The organism is Paraburkholderia sp. J10-1, assembly GCF_905220165.1.
Classification (GTDB): Bacteria; Pseudomonadota; Gammaproteobacteria; order Burkholderiales; family Burkholderiaceae; genus Paraburkholderia.
Window position 1 is genome coordinate 1050072 of record NZ_CAJMYW010000001.1, and the last position, 18266, is coordinate 1068337.

The 18266-nt window shown below is 62.9% G+C and carries 14 protein-coding genes; 8 read left to right on the plus strand and 6 right to left on the minus strand.

The window, feature by feature from the left end:
• Window positions 1-9 precede the first annotated feature (9 nt).
• Together U5A65_RS04610 and U5A65_RS04615 are read left to right on the plus strand one after the other, a co-directional pair.
• Window positions 10-1188: a fumarylacetoacetate hydrolase family protein gene (locus tag U5A65_RS04610; protein ID WP_321934734.1), complete on the plus strand. Its 1179-nt coding sequence runs from the start codon at window positions 10-12 to the stop codon at window positions 1186-1188.
• Window positions 1189-1211: 23 nt separating this feature from the next.
• The gene (locus tag U5A65_RS04615) at window positions 1212-2654 is read left to right on the plus strand and encodes an aldehyde dehydrogenase family protein (RefSeq protein ID WP_321945600.1); all 1443 of its coding nucleotides are present in this window, start codon (window positions 1212-1214) and stop codon (window positions 2652-2654) included.
• Window positions 2655-2697: 43 nt separating this feature from the next.
• Here U5A65_RS04615 and U5A65_RS04620 read toward each other — a convergent pair whose 3' ends face one another.
• From U5A65_RS04620 to U5A65_RS04635, 4 genes are all read right to left on the minus strand, one after another.
• Window positions 2698-3393 carry a phosphatase PAP2 family protein gene (locus U5A65_RS04620; RefSeq protein ID WP_321945601.1) on the minus strand — a complete coding sequence of 232 codons (696 nt, stop codon included), beginning with the start codon at window positions 3391-3393 and terminating at the stop codon, window positions 2698-2700.
• 286 nt (window positions 3394-3679) lie between these two features.
• The gene (locus tag U5A65_RS04625) at window positions 3680-4795 is read right to left on the minus strand and encodes a succinylglutamate desuccinylase/aspartoacylase family protein (RefSeq protein ID WP_321945602.1); all 1116 of its coding nucleotides are present in this window, start codon (window positions 4793-4795) and stop codon (window positions 3680-3682) included.
• A gap of 94 nt (window positions 4796-4889) precedes the next feature.
• Window positions 4890-5666 (minus strand): ABC transporter substrate-binding protein, encoded by a 777-nt coding sequence (locus tag U5A65_RS04630; RefSeq protein WP_321911985.1) that lies wholly within the window; start codon window positions 5664-5666, stop codon window positions 4890-4892.
• 339 nt (window positions 5667-6005) lie between these two features.
• A complete protein-coding gene (locus U5A65_RS04635; RefSeq protein ID WP_321911983.1) occupies window positions 6006-6305 on the minus strand; it encodes a hypothetical protein in 300 nt (99 codons plus the stop codon).
• 322 nt (window positions 6306-6627) lie between these two features.
• Here U5A65_RS04635 and U5A65_RS04640 point away from each other — a divergent pair, with 322 nt between their 5' ends.
• Window positions 6628-8550 carry an enterotoxin gene (locus tag U5A65_RS04640; protein WP_321945603.1) on the plus strand — a complete coding sequence of 641 codons (1923 nt, stop codon included), beginning with the start codon at window positions 6628-6630 and terminating at the stop codon, window positions 8548-8550.
• Here U5A65_RS04640 and U5A65_RS04645 read toward each other — a convergent pair.
• Entirely contained in the window at window positions 8547-10376 is a 1830-nt protein-coding gene (locus tag U5A65_RS04645) for a beta-galactosidase (RefSeq protein WP_321945604.1), read from the minus strand. The genes U5A65_RS04640 and U5A65_RS04645 overlap by 4 nt on opposite strands.
• 113 nt (window positions 10377-10489) lie before the next feature.
• On the opposite strand from U5A65_RS04645, the gene U5A65_RS04650 reads away from it, so the two are divergent.
• Both U5A65_RS04650 and U5A65_RS04655 read left to right on the plus strand, forming a co-directional pair.
• Complete coding sequence (locus U5A65_RS04650; protein ID WP_321945605.1) at window positions 10490-11050, plus strand: DUF308 domain-containing protein; 561 nt, start codon at window positions 10490-10492, stop codon at window positions 11048-11050.
• A 129-nt stretch (window positions 11051-11179) separates the two neighbouring features.
• Entirely contained in the window at window positions 11180-11560 is a 381-nt protein-coding gene (locus U5A65_RS04655) for a PLDc N-terminal domain-containing protein (RefSeq protein ID WP_158762316.1), read from the plus strand.
• A gap of 88 nt (window positions 11561-11648) precedes the next feature.
• On the opposite strand, the gene U5A65_RS04660 is transcribed toward U5A65_RS04655, so the two are convergent.
• Complete coding sequence (locus U5A65_RS04660) at window positions 11649-11972, minus strand: RcnB family protein (RefSeq protein ID WP_321911974.1); 324 nt, start codon at window positions 11970-11972, stop codon at window positions 11649-11651.
• Window positions 11973-12457: 485 nt separating this feature from the next.
• Here U5A65_RS04660 and U5A65_RS04665 point away from each other — a divergent pair, with 485 nt between their 5' ends.
• From U5A65_RS04665 to U5A65_RS04675, 3 genes are read left to right on the plus strand one after another with little or no spacing between them, the layout of a single operon-like run.
• Window positions 12458-13585, plus strand: a complete 1128-nt coding sequence (locus tag U5A65_RS04665; protein ID WP_321945606.1) for an efflux RND transporter periplasmic adaptor subunit — start codon at window positions 12458-12460, stop codon at window positions 13583-13585.
• Between the two features lie 12 nt (window positions 13586-13597).
• A complete protein-coding gene (locus U5A65_RS04670; protein ID WP_321945607.1) occupies window positions 13598-16786 on the plus strand; it encodes a multidrug efflux RND transporter permease subunit in 3189 nt (1062 codons plus the stop codon).
• The gene (locus tag U5A65_RS04675) at window positions 16779-18251 is read left to right on the plus strand and encodes an efflux transporter outer membrane subunit (RefSeq protein WP_321945608.1); all 1473 of its coding nucleotides are present in this window, start codon (window positions 16779-16781) and stop codon (window positions 18249-18251) included. Before U5A65_RS04670 ends, U5A65_RS04675 begins: the two co-directional genes overlap by 8 nt.
• Window positions 18252-18266: the final 15 nt, after the last annotated feature.

Here is an 18266-nt window from a genome sequence, read left to right on the forward strand (position 1 = left end):
GGAGGCAGCATGACCTCGAACACCTCATCAAACTGGCTTCCTCGCGACGTCGGGCAGGCATTGCTCGTTGGCCGCGTGTGGCGTCGTGCAGGCGAGCACGAAGGCCCCTGCGTCGTGCTCGTTCGCAACGGCGAAGTCATCGATATCACGGCGAGCGCGCCGACCACCGCGGACCTTTTCGACCGTGAAGACGTTGCGCAATTTGCACGCACGGTGAGCGGCGAATCGCTCGGCCCGGTGGAGAAGCTGATCGAAGCGAATCTGCCCGGCAGCGTGGCGCCGGCGCTGCGTCTGCTCGCGCCGAACGACGTTCAGGCCATCAAGGCATGCGGCGTGACGTTCGCTGTGAGCCTGATCGAGCGCGTGATCGAGGAGCAGGCCGGCGGCGACCCCGCGAAGGCGCAGGAAGTTCGCGAAACCATCGCGGCCACGATCGGCACCGATCTCTCGAAGATCAAGCCGGGTTCGGCAGAAGCGATGAAGCTCAAGGCGGAACTCGAGCGCCGTGGCGCGTGGTCCCAGTACATGGAAGTGGGCATCGGGCCCGACGCGGAAGTTTTTTCGAAGTCGCAGCCCATGTCGGCAGTGGGCTTTGGCGACGATGTCGGCTTGCTGGCGGCCTCGGTCTGGAACAACCCCGAGCCGGAAATCGTGCTGGCTGTGAACAGCCGCGGCGAGATCGTCGGCGCGACGCTCGGCAACGACGTGAATCTGCGCGATATCGAAGGACGCTCGGCGCTATTGCTCGGCAAGTGCAAGGACAACAATGCCTCGTGCGCGATTGGCCCGTTCGTGCGCCTGTTCGACGCGTCGTTCACGCTCGACACCGTGCGCAAGACGAGCGTCGCATTGCGCGTCGAAGGCACGGACGATGACTTCGTTCTGGAGGGCATCAGCCACATGAGCGAAATCAGCCGCGACCCGGCCGACCTCGTGTCGCAAACGTGGGGCCCGCATCACCAGTATCCCGATGGCTTCATGCTCTTTCTCGGCACCATGTTCTCGCCGATCAAGGACCGCGATACGGCGGGCGGCGGCTTTACGCACCATCTCGGCGACAAGGTCACTATCTCCGCGCCCGAACTCGGCGCGCTGGTCAACACCGTGCAACTGAGCACGGCGCTCGCGCCGTGGACCTTCGGCGTGCGCGCGCTTTATCGCAATCTGGCTTCGCGCGGATTGCTGTGAGCCACTGAATCAGGAAACGCAACATGAACCAGTTCGACAATTACATTGGCGGCCAATGGGTGCGCGGCGCCACGGCCTCCACCAACGTCAATCCGTCCAATCTCGACGACGCGATCGGCGAATTCGCGCAGGCAGACGACGCGCAGACGCGCGACGCCATTGCCGCCGCGCGCAAAGCCTTCGCGCAGTGGTCGCTTTCTACGCCACAGCAGCGCTTCGACCTGCTCGACCAGGTGGGCAGCGTCATTCTCGCGCGCAAGGCCGAGTTGGGCCGCCTGCTCGCGCGTGAAGAGGGCAAGACGCTGCCCGAGGCCATTGGCGAAGTGGGCCGCGCCGCGCAAATCTTCAAGTTCTTCGCCGGCGAAGCGCTGCGCCTTGGCGGCGAGATCGTGCCCTCGGTGCGGCCGGGCATGACCGTCGAGGTCACGCGCGAGCCGATCGGCGTGATCGGGCTCATTACGCCCTGGAACTTCCCGATCGCCATTCCCGCCTGGAAGATCGCGCCCGCGCTGGCCTACGGCAACACGGTCGTCATCAAGCCTGCCGATCTCGTGCCGGCGAGCACGTGGGAACTCGTGAAGATCATCGCGGAAGCGGGTGCGCCGGCCGGTGTCATCAACCTCGTGATGGGGCGCGGCTCGGTGGTGGGCGAGGCAATCGTCAGCTCTCCTGATGTCGACGCCGTGAGCTTCACCGGCTCGGTCGCGACGGGCCGCGCGATTGGTGCGAAGTGTTTTGCAACGGGCAAGAAGTTCCAGCTGGAGATGGGCGGCAAGAACCCGATGGTCGTGCTCGACGACGCCAATCTCGACGTGGCCGTCGAAGCCTGCATCAACGGCGCATTCTTCTCCACGGGGCAGCGTTGCACGGCGTCGAGCCGACTCATCGTGACCGAAGGCATTCACGACCGTTTCGTCGAAGCGATGAAGGCGCGCATGAAGACGCTGAAGACCGGCGACGCGCTCGCGGACGGCACGCATATCGGGCCGGTTGTCGACGACAAGCAGCTTCAGCAGGACGAGCGCTACATCGCGATTGCGCGCGAAGAGGGTGGCGAGGTGTACGGCGGCGAGCGTGTTGAAGGCGCCACGCGCGGCTATTTTCTTGCCCCCGCGCTCGTCACCGGCACGACTTCGGCAATGCGCATCAACCGCGAAGAGGTGTTTGGCCCGGTTGCCTCGGTCATCAAGGTCAAGGACTATCACGAGGCGCTGGCCGTGGCGAACGACACGGAGTTTGGTTTGTCGGCGGGTATCTGCACGACGTCGCTCAATCATGCCAACCATTTCCGCCGCCACGTGCAGGCCGGCATGGTCATGGTGAACACCGCGACGGCGGGCGTGGACTATCACGTTCCGTTTGGCGGCCGCAAGGGTTCGAGCTACGGCCCGCGCGAGCAAGGCAGCTACGCGCGCGAGTTCTACACCACCGTCAAGACGGCGTACGTCAATCCGGGCGCAGTGTGATGCCGCGCGGGCGGCGCGCCAAAAGCGTCGCCCGCGCCAGATTTCAGCTCATTGCGTGCAACACGGAGTGGGTGAGTCGCAGCAGATCGTCGAACTGCGTGACCAGTTCGAAACATACGAGAAATGCCATTGCGGCGGCCGGGCCGGGAAAGCGCGTCATCAAGCGCAGCGCGGGCCCGGCGGTTCGCTTCCTGATGGCGTCGCGCGTCATCAGCCAGGTGATCGCGACACCGATTACGCCGCCCGCGATCAGATCGGTGGGATAGTGATAGCCGAGATAGGCACGCGGCAAGCAGATAATCAGTAGCACATATAAAATCGCCAGCGCGCCGACGAACCGCCACACAAGAAAGATCCCCACCGCAATCGCCACCCACAGCATCGCGTGATCGCTTGGAAACGAGCTGAAGTCAGTCAGTCCAGCCGCCCGCAAGGACGACGAGGCGAAATGCAGATGCAGATCGGGATTGAAAATTGGCCGTTGCCGGAACGGTAGAAAGCGCGCGAGGAGGCGTCCCACGGCCAGCGCGATCAGGCCGCTGGCCACCGTGGCGAACATCATCTCGCGCCGCCACTCGCGACGCTCGTTCGGCTGGAACCCGATCCACGCGATGAGCGGGATGAGGACATAACCTTTGAACGTGTAGAGCCCCGCCATCACCCGGATCGCGTGATTGAGCAGGGGCGGCAGATCGATTCGGGTGAGCGCTCCCAGAATGACGGTATCGAAACTGTTCATTTATTGTGGGCCATTCTGCTGACTTTATTTACGAATGAGAAAGGCGGCCGGAAACGGAAGTCCCCGGCCGCCCTGGCGCCCAATGCGTTAGGCGTTGGCAATCGTAAGTTTCAACCCGGCGCGCATAGGTAAAGAATCGCAAGCAAGTGTAAATGGCGCTTGCGTGCGTGCTCACTGCGCCGCAAAGGCAGGCAATGTCCTTTGCGATATGCCTGCAGGCGTGTTGTTCCCGTGCTGTTACGCCTCGTCACAGATTCATTGCTGGCGAACTGTGACCCCACATAAGTTAATCGGGCAGCAGCGACCCGCTGCGCAGCGGCGTGGCGCCTGCTACCCACGCCACTTCCATCCCTGCCGTGGCGAAGCGTGTGCGTTGACGTGCGTACAGCATGCCGGTCACGGAACTCGCGATCGTGACGACGCGATCGGTCAGCGGATCCACCACATCGGCTATCGGCTGGCCAGGTTCGACCTTGACGCCAACCGGCGTGCGGAACACGAGCACGCCGGAGGCCGGCGCGATGAGCGATTCGGCGCCCGCCAGCGGCGTAGGCGCGTATTCGAGCCGGGGCAGTGGCGCAGGTGTGCCCTCGATCACGCCGCGATGCATGAGGTAGTCGATGATGGCGTTCGCATCGCGCTCGGCGAAGTCGTAGCTCACATCCGCCTGGCCGCGCAGCTCGATCGTCACGGAAACCGCGCCGTTGGGAATGGGGTATCGCTCGCCATAGCGCTCGCGTAGCGCGGACCAGCAGAAGCTGTGAATCTCATCGAAGGGATTGCCGTTCGAATTGAGCGCGAAGAGCGATGCTTTCGCGTCGAGATAGCGAGCGAGCGGTTCCACATCGGCCCACAGGTCGGGGTTCGTATAGAGATGCATCGCGCCTTCGAAGTCGCAATGCAGGTCGAGCACGACATCGGCGTCGTATGAAAGGCGCTGGAGCGCGAGACGCTGCGAGCCGAGTTCGGTGGTCGGCGCCTGTTCGTCAAGCGCTTCTCGCATCGCCGCGCGCACGGTGAGCAGATTCTGCTGCGCGTCGCCGGTTAGTCGAGGGCCGACACGCGGAAGCACGAGTTCGCCGAGATCGTGGAAATGGCGGTTGAAATTGGCGGCGGTGCCGCTTTCGAAGCGGCCAAGCAGTTGGCCGAGCAGGCGCTGATTGAGGCCAATCGGATTCGGCACGGGCACCACGACGACCTCGCCGCGCAGTTTTCCTGCGGCTTCGAGCATGGCCAGGCGTTTGCGCAGCGCCCAGGCGACCAGCATGCCGGGCAGTTCGTCGGCATGCAGCGAAGACTGGATGTAGATCTTCTGTGCGCCGGTTGGACCGTAGTGGAAGCTCGTGAGGTGCCGCGCGGTGCCGAGCGCCGGCGAAATGAGCGGATGGGTTTGCGTTTGCATGATGGCGTGAGCGCGAGGTGAACGTCCAGCGGCTGAAACAGGGAAAAAGGCGCGGGAATGTCCCGCGCCTTCGTCGTGTGTAGCGTGCCTGGGCTTACGAACCGTACACGTCGAATGCGAAGTATCGCGATTCGATCTTCTTGTACGTGCCGTCCTGGATCATGTCTGCGAGCGCTTTGTCGATCTTGACCTTCAGGTCGGTGTCGTCCTTGCGCAGGCCGATAGCGGCGCCGTTGCCGAGGATGCCGCCCGGATCGCTCAGCTCGCCGCTCGTGAACGCGTAACCTGCGCCGCGCGGGGTCTTCAGGAAGCTCAGGTCGGCCTGCACCGCGTCTTGCAGCGCAGCGTCGAGGCGGCCGGAGAGCAGGTCCGCGTAGACCTGGTCCTGATCCTGGTAAGGCACGATCTTCACGCCGTTGGGCGCCCAATTCGCTTTGGCATAGGTTTCCTGAGTCGTTCCCTGCTCGACGCCAACCGTCTTGCCCTTCAACGAATCGGCCGTGGGCTGCAGGGTCGAGCCTTTCTTCGCGACGAGACGGCTGGGCGTGTGGAAGACCTTCGACGAGAACGCGATTTGCGCTTCACGCTGCGGCGTCTTCGACATCGAAGAGAGCACGGCGTCGAACTTCTTCGCCTTGAGCGCCGGAATCATGCCGTCGAATTCGCTTTCCACCCAAACGCACTTCGCGTTGATGCGCTTGCAGATTTCATTGCCGACGTCGATGTCGAAGCCGACGAGCTTGCCGTCCGTGCTTTTCGATTCGAACGGGGGATAGCTTGCATCCACGCCGAAGCGGACGGTGGTCCAGTCCTTCGCACAGACGGAGGTTGCGACGGCGAGCATCGCCATGCACAGGGCAAACTTCTTCATTGACGTGGAGTCTCCAATATGTCTTTCAACGCCGCCTTGACGGATGGCGGCTTGGTCAACAGCGGGCCATCACGTCAGCCATGTTGTATAGACAAGATAAGGAATCTCACATATTGAGGCAAGTAGGGTTTTTGCTGGCGGGAGGTGTCAACGCTTTGACATATAAGCGTTACAAGTTGGAAGGGAGGCTTCGGGGGGCGGAGAGCGTTGTAAGCAGTTATTGGCTAGACAACTAGAAGCGGCTAGCCAGCGAGAACTGCTATCGCGCGAGTGGCGCGAGTACGGGGGCAGGCGCGCGCATCAGGTTGCGCGCGCAACTATCTGGGAAGCGCTTGCCGGTCAATCGTCGTCGTCGCCGTGATGATGTCCCCAGCCGCGATGGCGCCCATGGTCATGCCAGTGGCGCTCGTCCTCGTCGTGGTCGTAGCGGTAGTAGCCGTAAGCCGGGGCCGCTTCGTAGACCGTTGCGGGGGGCGCTGCATAAACGACGGGCGGCGGCGCCTCGTACACCGGCTCGGGCGCGGCATAAACCGGACCGGGAACGCCGAGATAGACACCGATATCGGCATGGGCGGATGCCGCGCTGCTGACACACGTCCCTGCGAGCCCTGCGAGTAGATAAAACGTCAGGCGATTCATGATGATCTCTATTCCATTGAACGGACGCGGTTGCAATGGAAGCGGATTCTAGTCGCTGAGCTTACGGAAGGAATGCGCGGAATTGTCAATCGTGTAACCGGTGGTAAAGCAACGGGAAAGCGCGCTCCCTTAAGGTTCTCATAAGAATATTTTGGGGCGCGGAGTCGGCATTCGTTTGGGTATGCCGCTTTAGGGTCATTACACGCATGTGCGCGGTGCGGGTTGAATGCGCGTGCCGGTTGCCATTACCCTATGAGAACTGTTTGCGCCCACGACAGGTTGCCCGATGCGTGCCGACGATCGACCCTCTACGCAAGCCTGCATGCCCGAATTCCGGAAGCAGGGCGACGCCTGTTCGTTCGGGAACGATGTCATCGCATTGCACTGGGCACTCGCGGATGAACACCTCACCCGCTTCTCACTCGTCGATTGCGCAGGGGAACACGCGTTGCCGATCGTCGCGCCCTTTGCGTTGACCCTCGCGGACGGCGCCACTCTCGGCCCGAGCGACATGCGCGTCGTTGCGCCGGTACGGGAACAGGCGCTCGCCGCCTACCCTCGAGCCTCGCGATTGGCCGAGCGCCTGGCGGGCCGCCGCGTAAGCGTTGCGCTGGAAGACGCCCAAGGACGCGTGCGTGCGCAATGGAGCGTGGAGCAGCGTGACGGCGCGCGATATTTGCGTATGACGCTGGACCTGACCGCACGGCGCCAGGACGAAGCCATCGCCGTGGTTTCGCTGCTGCAGACTCGGGCTGCGGGCGCGCAGGCTGGCAGCGAACGCAAGGGCACGCCGGTCGTGGCGGGCAGCTTTTATCTGGGCTTCGAGCTGCCGCTTGCAACCAGCCACGTGGAAGGGGCAAGCGTGAGCTTTACGCTGCAACGCGCGCTGCCGCTCGAAAAGCACCGGACGCTGACTTACTCCGCAGTGGCCGGCGTGGCTCGCGAAGGTCAATTACGTCGCGATTTCGCCGCATACCTCGAACAGGAGCGCGCCCGCCCCTATCGCCCGTTTCTGCACTACAACAGCTGGTGGGATATCGGGTACCTCACACCTTATACGCAGGAGCAGGCGCTGGAGCGTATCGAAACGATCGGCCGCGAATTGCATGGCGTACGCGGCGTACAGATCGACTCGTTTCTTTTCGACGATGGCTGGGACGACCTTGGCGGCGGCTGGCATTTCAGCCGCGCATTTCCACAGGGCTTCGTGCCGCTGCGCGACGCCGCAGCACGATTTGGCGCCGCGCCGGGCGTATGGCTGTCTCCCTGGGGGGGATATTGCGCGCCAAAGGAGCAGCGGGTCATGCGGGGCCGTGCTGCTGGTTATGAAGTCATCGACAACGGCTTTGCGTTATCGGGGCCGCGGTACTACGCGCGTTTTCACGAAGTCGTGATGAACCTGCTTGCGAGAGACGGCGTGAACCAGTTCAAGTTCGACGGGACGGGCAACGCAGACAGTGTGTTTCCTGGCAGCCTTTTCGATAGTGACTGGGACGCGGCGATCCAGCTCATCGGCGACATTCGCGCGGCCAAACCCGAAACCTTTATCAATCTCTCGACCGGCACGCATGCATCGCCGTTCTGGCTGCGCCACGTCGATGCAATCTGGCGCGGTGGCAACGACGACGGTCAAGCGGGCAGCGGCACGAACCGCGAACGCTGGATTACCTACCGCGATGCGCAGACTTATCACAACGTCGTGCAGCGCAGCCCGTTCTTTCCGCTCAATTCGCTCATGCTGCACGGTATCGTCCTTGCACAGTGCAATCCGCGTCTGAATACGCCGGAAGGGGGCGCATTCGCTCACGAAGTCTGGTCGTTCTTCGCAAGCGGAACACAATTGCAGGAGCTATACGTCACGCCTTCGCTGCTGGGCGAAGACGACTGGAACGCACTCGCGCAAGCTGCCCGATGGGCGCGAGCGAACGGCGACGTCTTGCGCGACAGTCATTGGATTGGCGGCGCGCCCGACGAAGCGGCCATCTACGGCTGGGCGGCGTGGGCGCCGCATAAGGCGATTGTGACGCTGCGCAATCCGCACGACGAGGCGCAGCGCTTTGTACTGACGCTGCGGCATCAACTGGAACTGCCGATAGCGGCAGCGGGGCGGTTTCACGCGCGCAGTGTCTGGCGTGCGAATGTGGCCAGCATTCCAGCGATACTGGACGCCGACGCACCGCTTGAAATATCGCTCGCCCCATTCGAAGTGCTCACGCTGGAACTGCTGCCGGCATATGGTTGCTAGTACAACGAATTGACCAGGTGCACCGGCTTCGCCTCGGTCTGGTGCAGGTCGAAGATCAGCACGTCGTTCCCGCCCTGCGCGAGCCACGGAGCGGGGCAATACAAGCGCTGTTGCGGGCCGATACTCCAGTAGCGCCCGAGATTGTGCCCGTTGACCCACACCACGCCTTTGGTCCAATGGCTCATATCGAGCCATGTGTCGCCGACCTCATTCAAGTCCAGACGCGCCTTGAAAAAGAGCCCGGGTTTCAGCGGATTCGTGCAGCGCTCCTTCAACCCGGCGATGAACGCTTCATCCATCGGCAGCAAAAAGGCTTCCCAGTCCTTGAGCGACGAGATGGACCCGTCGGCGTATTGCAGCTTCACGGGTTCCAGCAGGCCTTTGCGGTCGACTATCGCAGGCCCGAAATTGACGCGCCCCATGCCCTCTACGAGGATTTCCAGCGCACTCGGCGCGGCAGTCGAGGTGGCGGGCAGCGCGAGCGGCGCGCGATGCGTCACGCGCAACGCTTGTGCATAGCCGTGCGGAATCTGTGCGCGCGAGACGCCACCCACGTAATGCTCGCCGACGAAAACCGCCGCATAGTCATGAACGCCGCTGATATCCAGCGCGCTGGCGGGTTGCGCGGGCAACGTTCTGCGATACAGCATGAAGCCCGATGTCAGGCCGTAGTGTTCGAAGGAATGCGGATCGGCGCTTGACTCGCGTGTGAGGGGCAACGGCAGATTGTCCCAGACCGAAGCGTAGAGGGTTGGCGCGAGCGCGAGGCCCGATAGTGTGGCGATGGCATCGGGAATGTCCGGCAAAGGCTCGCTCAGGTAGCTCGCAATGATGTCGCGGTACTTCACGTATTTCGCCGTGGCCGCTCCTTGTTCATTGATCGGCGCGCCATAGTCGTAGCTCGTGATGTCGGGTTGATAGTTGCCTGACTCGTCCACGTTCGCGCCGGCAGAAAAGGCAAAGCTCGTGCCGCCATGAATGACATAGAGGTTGAACGACAATTGCGAGCGCATGAATTCCGTCAAGACGGCGGAAAGGTCGTAATCGAGCCCAGCGAATACCGGCTCGCCCCAATGCGTGAGCCAGCCGGGGTAGACCTCGCCCGCCATCGCGGGCACCGCGGGAAAGGCGCGGCGCACCGTTGCGATTTGCTGCGCGTTGCCGTTGCTCAACGCAATCGCACCGCCTTTCACGGTGCTGCGATTGCGTTCGAGTTGCGCAAGGCCGTCTTCGGTATAGAACGGCCCTGTTATGCCGCCTCGTAGCCAAAGCTGACTGAGTTCTTCCAGATAAGCGGGATTGCTGGCGTACGATCCGAACTCATTCTCGATCTGGATCATGAGGATCGGCCCGCCTGCTTCGAGCATCAACGGCTTGATACGCGGAACCAGCTCGCCGATGTAGCGCGCAACCGCCGCCATGTAACGCGCGTCGGTGGCCGAGTCGGTGCGCAGTTGAATGTCCGGGTCGCTCAGCAGATAAGAGGGCAGGCCTCCCAGGTCCCACTCGGCGCAAACATACGGCCCTGGCCGCAACAGCACCCAGAGCGCTTCTTCCTGACACAGACGGATGAACGCTTCGATATCGCGGTTGCCGCTCTCGAAGTCGAACACGCCTTTGCGCGGCTCGTGGTAATTCCACATGATGTACAACGCGATGCAGTTCATGCCCATCGCTTTGGCCATGCGGATACGATGCAGCCAGTACTCGCGTGGAATGCGCGCGGGATGCATCTCGCCGCTGCGAATCTGGAAGGGCTCGCCGTCGAGCAGGAACTGCTGGCCGTCGGGGCTGAACGAGAAGGTGTGGCTGCGTTCGAGGTTCACAGTGCAATCGCGCCCTTGTATTTGCGGACTCAAGCACTATACTTCCACGGCTGATCGTAGAACGCTTAATTTCGCTTAAGCCTATAATTCGGCAAGAATACGCGCAAGTCAGAATGCCGAGCTATGTAACCGTATTGACGCAGTTACATTCGAATATGCCAAAGCGTGCTATTTTTCCAATTGCCAGTTCAACCCTTCTCGTCGCGGCGGGAATTATCTGCATCGTCTTGTCGCTCACGACAAGGTCAATGATCGGAACGCTTTTCATCGCAAGGATGCTGCTGTTCTGCGGCTTCGTGCATGCCTTGAATCTCTTCACGACGAAAGACTGGAAGCTCGCCATCAGGCGCATTCCGCCAGTCATCGTGCCCGTTCTCATCGGCATTCTCATTCTGGTCAACGACAGCGCGCGGGCGCGCGGTCTTACCGTGATGCTGATGATCTTCTTCGTGCTCGACGGCTTCTTCAAGATCATTGCGTCGGTCGGGCAAGACGTGAAGCTCAACAATATCGGCATTGTCAGCGCGGCGCTGTCTTTCCTGCTCGCCATATTTCTGGCCGCCAATTTCCCGAGCGTGCCGTTGCCCTTGCTTGGACTGTTCCTCGGGCTGGATCTCATTTCCATGGGTGTGGTGCCGTTAGCCGGCCGGGAGCGCAGGCGCAGCCTGGTCTGACCTGATGAAAGCGAAGCTGGCTGCCGCGTCACGTCCGTGCATCACGTTTCGCGCGCTCAGTGTAGCCTTCGATGTTCGTGTCAGCGCACAGTTACCGTTTTCCACACGCAAAACCGACGGAGGCGATTCATGATCTTCGCAAATGGCTTTACGTTTTCGAACTTCATTATCGATGCGTTTTCGATATTCATGTTCATTCTGTGGTTCTGGTTGTTCATCACGATCACGAGCGACCTGTTTCGCCGAACCGATATATCGGGATTCATGAAGATCGTCTGGGTGATATTTCTGATTGTTTTGCCGTATATCGGCATATTCGCCTATGTGCTCACGCAAGGCAGGGACATGGCGCATCGCAACCAGGAGCGGGCGCAGAAGGCACGCGAAGAACTGCGCCACATTGTGGGCTACAGTGTCGCAGACGAAATCGAGAAGCTGGACAAGCTCAGAACGACAGGGTCGATTTCAGACGACGAGTACAAGCGCCTTCGCTCGCGGCTCGTCGATTAAGCGGGGCGGCCGGCACGGCAACCGCCCCGGCATGAATCAGGCAGCAATCGCGCGGGCTACGCACACGTAGCCCGTTGTGTGATCCCGCTTATTCAGTACCCGGAACGATCTTCGCGATCTTCCAGTTGCTTCTCGACACCAGCACGTAGTCGCCGTTCACGCCGAGCCACTGCTGCCCGCGCTTCGGTGCGTCCAGGTTATGCGATTTCCAGTCCTTCATCTGATAGTTGTAATGCCGGTATTTCGAGGGGACCTGATCGCCCTCGTGCCAGTCGCGATGTGGCATGGTCGGCATGACCTGCTGGCGGCCTGTCCCCTGGCTTTGATCGCCGCCGGAGCCTTGTGCAATTGCTGACGAGGAGACACCGACGACGAGCGCAGCGATGACTGAGAGGACGAGTTGGCTTTTCATGATTCGATCTCCTGAGGCAAGAAGATGATTGACGTCGCCATGACGTATGGCTTATTCGGTTATAGAACAACCTGAAAGCCGTGATGTCCGACTGTACGAACGTGCCCTTAAAAGCGTATGGGCAATGGCTGGAATACGGAGAAATCCAGCGGTGTGAATAAGGGTGTGAAGCGTCTATCCATAGTAGTAAACGGAATTCCGACTTCAAGAACTTTGCGAATGGTTGATTTTGTGGCCGTTTTGCGTAAATCCTGTGAATGCATGAAAGCGTTATCTGTTAGATAACGATCGAAATGCGGTGTGCTTTTCCCACGCGTCCGCGCTTGCGGACTGCACACATCGGGGGCCGCAAATCGCAGTTTGAGAGAACATCGCAGTGAGCCGTTCGAAAACATGCGCAACGAGCCGTTCGGGCGCGCGTGTACCGACTCTATTTTTCGGTGGAGCCTCGCGTGTCAAACTGCGAACCCAGACGCTGTCGACCGTTGTTGATCGTCGTTGCGGCAACGTTGTTGCTGGCGGCCTTCGGATGTCGCGACCGCCAAGCCCAGGGCGGCGCAGCGCCGCCGCCGAGCGTGCTGGTCGAAACGGTTGCGGCGCAATCCATTCCTCGCGTGATCGAATTGCCGGGGCGCATCGAAGCGATCCGCTCGGCGGAGGTGCGGGCGCGCGTAGACGGCATAGTCGAGCGGCGTCTGTTCGAGGAAGGCACCGACGTGCGCGCTGGCGCGCCGCTCTTTCTCATCGATTCGCGCGACTACCAGGCTGCATTGCAGCAGGCCCAGGCGGCGCTCAACCGGGCCCGGGCCGTGCAGGGCAATGCGGCTTCGGAAGTGGCGCGCTTCAAGCCGCTGGTGGCGCGCCAGGTGGTGAGCGCCCAGGAATTCGAGGCCGCGACGGCCGCACTGCAGCAGGCCGACGCGAATGTTGCGGACGCACGCGCCGCCGTGACGCTCGCGCAGCTTCGCCTCGATCGATGCACGGTTCGCGCGCCCATTGCGGGCCGTGTCGGCCGCGCGCTCGTGACCGAAGGCGCGCTCGTCAGTGCGGCTGGCGCGACCTTGCTCACGCAGGTCAATCAGCTCTCGCCCGTGAACGCCGTGTTCACGCAGTCGAATATCTCGTTGCTGGAAGTACGCAAACAGATCGCGTCGGGCTCGCTCGCCGCGCCGGCCGCAGACCGCGCGCAAGTGCGGCTGACGCTTGCGAACGGCGTCGACTATAGCGAGCCGGGCGTGCTCGACTTTACCGATCTCGTCGTCGATCCGTCCACCGGCACGCAGGTGCTGCGCGCGCGCTTCAACAATGCGTCGCGCATTTTGTTGCCGGGGCAGTTCGTGCGCGGGCACATCGTGATCGGCACGATACCGAACGGCCTGATTGTCCCCGCGCGCGCCGTGCAGTTCGACAACAACGGGGCGAGCCTCTCGCTCGTGGCCGACGATGGCACCGTCGTGCGGCGCAATGTCGTTCTCGGGCCGCAGGAAGCGGGGCAATGGGTCGTGAAGGATGGGCTCGAGCCCGGCGAGCGTGTGATCGTCGACGGCTGGCAGAGGGTGCAGCCGGGGCAGCGCGTGGACGCCCATCCCTTCGCCGCTCCGAGCCACTCCTGAGCGGCGCGCGCCATGAACCGATTCTTCGTCTACCGGCCGGTCTTCGCGTGGGTGGTTGCGCTCTTCATTGCGCTCTTTGGCGGCCTCGCGCTCATGCTGCTGCCCGTCGAGCAGTACCCCGACGTCGCGCCCCCCTCGCTCACGATATCGGCGGCATACAGCGGCGCGGACGCGCAAACGCTGGACCGCACGGTCACGTCGATCATCGAAGACGAAATGAACGGCGTCGAGAACTTCCTCTACATGTCGTCGCAAAGCCGCTCGAACGGCACGGCGCAGATCACCGTCACGCTCAGGCCCGGCACGAATCTCGACGTCGCGCTCTCGCAGGTCCAGGACCGCTTGAGCCGCGTGGAGCCGCGCTTGCCGCTGGAGGTGAGGCAGGTAGGGGTGACCGTCACGAAGGCGTCGTCGGGCTTTCTGATGCTCATTGCGCTGCAATCCGCCGATGCGTCGATACCGGCGGTCGAACTGGGCAACTTCGCCGCCAATAACATCGTCAACGAATTGCGCCGCATTCCCGGCGTGGGCGACGCGCAGCTGTTCGGTTCCTCCTATGCCATGCGGATATGGATCGATCCGGAAAAACTGAGCAGCTTCGGTCTTTCGGCCAACGAAGTGATGACGGCCATCCAGGAGCAGAACAGCCAGACCGCGGGCGGGAGCCTCGGCGACCAACCGCTTGCGCCGGGCGCCGAACTCAATGCGCAGATCGTTACGCGAGGCCGCTTTTCGACGCCCGAGCAGTTTCGCGAGATCATCGTGCGCTCGAACCCGGATGGGTCGACCGTGCGCGTGGGCGACGTGGCGCGCGTGGAGCTGGGCAACGACAGCTATGGCTTTCGCTTTCGCGTGAACGGCAAGGAGTCGGCCGGGATCGCCATCCAGCTCGCGAGCGGTGCGAACGCGCTGGCCGTGGCGAACGCCGTGCGGCAGCGTCTCACGCAGCTGCAGCCGACTTTCCCGAAGGGCGTGACATGGGTCGTGCCGTTCGATACCACACCGTTCATCACGACCTCGTTGAGCGGCGTGTTGCGCACGATGGTCGAAGCGCTGCTGCTCGTGACAGTCATCGTGTTCCTGTTCCTGCAGAAGTGGCGCGCGACGCTCATTCCCACGCTGGTCGTGCCGATCGCGCTCGTCGGCACTTGCGTCGGCATTTATTTGTTCGGACTCTCCATTAATCTGCTTTCATTGTTCGCCATGGTCGTGGCGATCGGCGTGCTCAATGACGACGCGATCGTGGTGGTGGAAAGCGTCGAGCGCGTGATCCAGGACGAGGGGCTCAGCGCGCGGCGTGCGACTGTGAAGGCCATCGGGCAAATTGCGGGCGCCGCCATCGCGAGTACGCTCGTGCTCATAGCGGTGTTCGTTCCCATGGCGTTCTTTCCGGGCTCCACTGGCGCGATTTATCGCCAGTTCTCGGTCACGCTCACTGTCTCGATCTTCCTGTCCACCTTGCTCGCGCTGACGCTGGGCGTGGCCATGTCGGCGACGCTGCTCGGCAGCAAGACGAAGACCGATGACGGTACAGGCAAACCCGCTGCCCGGCATTGGCCAGCGCGCATCCAGCAGCGCGTTTTCGACGCATTCAACCGCGGCATGGAAACGGCCACCGAGCGCTACGTGCTGGCTGTGGAGGCCATGCTGCGCAAGCCGGTGCGCTGGCTCTTCGTATTCGTCGTGGTCTGCGGGGCGACCGGGTTCCTCTTTACCCAGTTGCCGCGCGGCTTCATACCGGGCGAGGACCAGGGGCACATTTTCGTCGCGTATACGGCGGCGCCCGGCGCCACGGCGCAGCGCACGCAACAGGTCGTCGATCAGGTCGAGGCCTTTCTCAGGCAGCAGCCTCAGGTACGCAATATCGCGTCGGTCACGGGATTCAGCTTCTTCGGCCAGGGGCAGTCGGCAGCCATGTCGTTCGTCGACCTGAAGCCCTGGTCGGACCGGCCGGGTGCGGCGAATTCGGCAGGAGCGCTCGTTGGGCGTGCGAACGCGGCATTCCGCAATATCCCTCAAGCGCTCGTCTTCGCACTCGACCCGCCCGCCATTCCCTCGCTTGGCAACGCGAGCGGCTTCACGATGAAGATCCTGGACCGCAGCGGCGTAGGCGGCGCGGCATTGCAGCAGGCGAGCGCGCGCATGCTAGCCGAGGCCGCGCGCAGCCCCTTGCTGGTGGGCGTGCGGCCTGACGGCTTGCCGCCCGCGCCGCAACTCTATGTCGATATCGATCGCGTGAAGGCGCGCGCGCTGGGGTTGCAGATCGGCCAGGTGAACAGCGCGCTCGCGCTCGCATTCGGCGGGAACTACGTGAACGATTTTGTCTACGAGGGGAACGTGCTGCGCGTGCTCATGCAGGCCGACGCCGACCAGCGCATGCGGCCCGAGGACATCGGCGCGCTGCGCCTGCGCAACAACGTGGGGGAGATGGTGCCGTTTTCGGCGTTCACGAGCGTGCACTGGACCGCTGGGCCACAGCAGGTCGAACGCTATAACGGTTTTCCCTCGGCCACGATCTCGGGGCAGGCGGCGCCTGGCCGCTCCAGCGGCGCGGCGCTCGCGGAGATGGAGCGTATTGCGGACCACGTGCTTTCCGGCAGCCTGAGCTACGAATGGACCGGCACGGCCTTCGAGGAACAGCAGGCGGCCGGGCAGATCGGCGCGCTGCTGCTGCTTTCCCTCGTCGTGGTGTTCTTGCTGCTCGCCGCGCTCTACGAGAGCTGGGCGATTCCCGTTGCCGTGCTGCTCATCATTCCGCTGGGCGTGCTAGGCGCGGTTCTCCTTACCATGGCGCGCGGCTTTTCCGCCGATGTCTACTTCAACATCGGCCTCGTGACGATCATCGGTCTCGCGGCCAAGAACGCCATTCTGATCGTGGAATTCGCCATCAAGGAAGAGGCTGCGGGCAGCGATACCGTGAGTGCCGCGGTGAACGGCGCGCGCCAGCGCCTGCGCCCGATTCTGATGACGAGCGTGACCTTCGTGCTCGGCATGCTGCCGCTCGTGGTCGCCACGGGCGCGGGTGCGGCGGGCCGCCAGGCGGTAGGCACCGGGATCATGGGCAGCATGCTCACGGCCACGCTGTTCGGCATCTTCTTTACGCCCGTGTTCTATGTGGTGGCGCGCAGATGGCTGAGCCGCAAGCGCGCGCCAGGCGATGACGAAGAAGACGCGCGGCCCGCAGGAGCGAGCGATGTTTAAGACTGCCAGGTGGATGGCGATCGCCGCGTGCCTCGTGCTCGCTTCGTGCAATTTCGCCCCGCGCTACCAGCAGCCTGAATCGCCGGTGGCCAGCACCTACGAGAGTGCGGATATCGCTGCGCCCGGCGGCGAGCGTCTCGCTTCGGAATTGAACTGGGAGACGTTTTTCCGCGACCCGGCGCTCAAACAGCTCATTGCCACGGCGCTCGCGCATAACCGCGATCTGGCGGCGTCGGTGGCGCGCATCGAGCAGGCGCAGGCGCTTTACCGCGTGCAGCGCTCCGCGCAGTTTCCGCAAGTGGCCGTGGGCGCCGACGCCACGCGCACCAAAACGCCGCTCAACTCCATCGAGCCCGAGCTTCCCAACAACAACACCTCGATTCACTTCAATCAGTACAGCGTGCAGGTGGCCGTCACGTCGTTCGAACTCGACTTCTGGGGGCGCGTGGCGAACCTGAGCGAGTCCGCACGCCGCAATTATCTGGCGACGGTGGAGGCCAACGAAGCGTTTCGTCTTTCGCTCATCAGCAACGTGGCGGCGACGTACTACGCCATTCTCTCGGGCAACGAGGGCATCGACCTGGCGCAGCACACGCTCGAAACGCGTCAATATGCGCTCGAAGTCGCGCGGCTGCGCCTCGAAGCGGGCGCGACATCGCTCGTGGATTACCAGCAGGCGCGCATTCTCGTCACGCAGGCGCAGACGCAGCTTGCCGAGCTGCAAAGAACGACGGGCCAGCAGCGCGATCAGTTGGCGGTCCTGATCGGTGGCCCGCTGCCCGACACCGTGGACATGATGCAGCGCCATGCGCTGGCCGACGCCGACCAGTTCGGCACGCTCGATGCGGGCTTGCCTTCCGCGCTGCTCGCGTTGCGCCCCGATATCCGCGCAGCCGAGCAGTCGTTGCGGGCCGCCGACGCCGACATCGGCGCCGCTCGCGCCGACTACTTTCCGCGTATTTCGCTCACGGGCAATTTCGGCTATGTGTCTCCGGAGTTGAGCGATTTGTTCGTGCCCGGCAAGCAGGCGTGGCTCATATCCGGATTCGTCTCGCTGCCGATCTTCGACGCGGGCCGCCGCAGCGCGCAGGTGCGGCTGTCCGAAGCGCGTCAAACGGAACTCGTGGCGAACTACCAGAAGGCCGTTCAGGTAGCGTTCCGGGAAGTCTCCGACGCGCTGATCGCGCGCCAGCGCTTGCAGGAGCAGATCGCGGCACAAGCGCGCGCGGTGGACTCGGAGGCGCGCCTGGCAGAAGCCGCCGAACTGCGCTACCAGAACGGCATTTCCATCTACCTGGAAGTGGTCGATGCGAAGCGCAGCCTGTTCGCAGCCCAACAGCAATTGATCCAGCTACGCGCGGCGGCGCTACAAAACGGCGCTTCGCTCTATGTCGCGCTTGGGGGAGGGCAAGATGCGCCGCGCCCAGCGCATGCGGACGCGGCCAGCGGGGTTGCCAGCCCCTAGCCGCGCGGCTTGAGC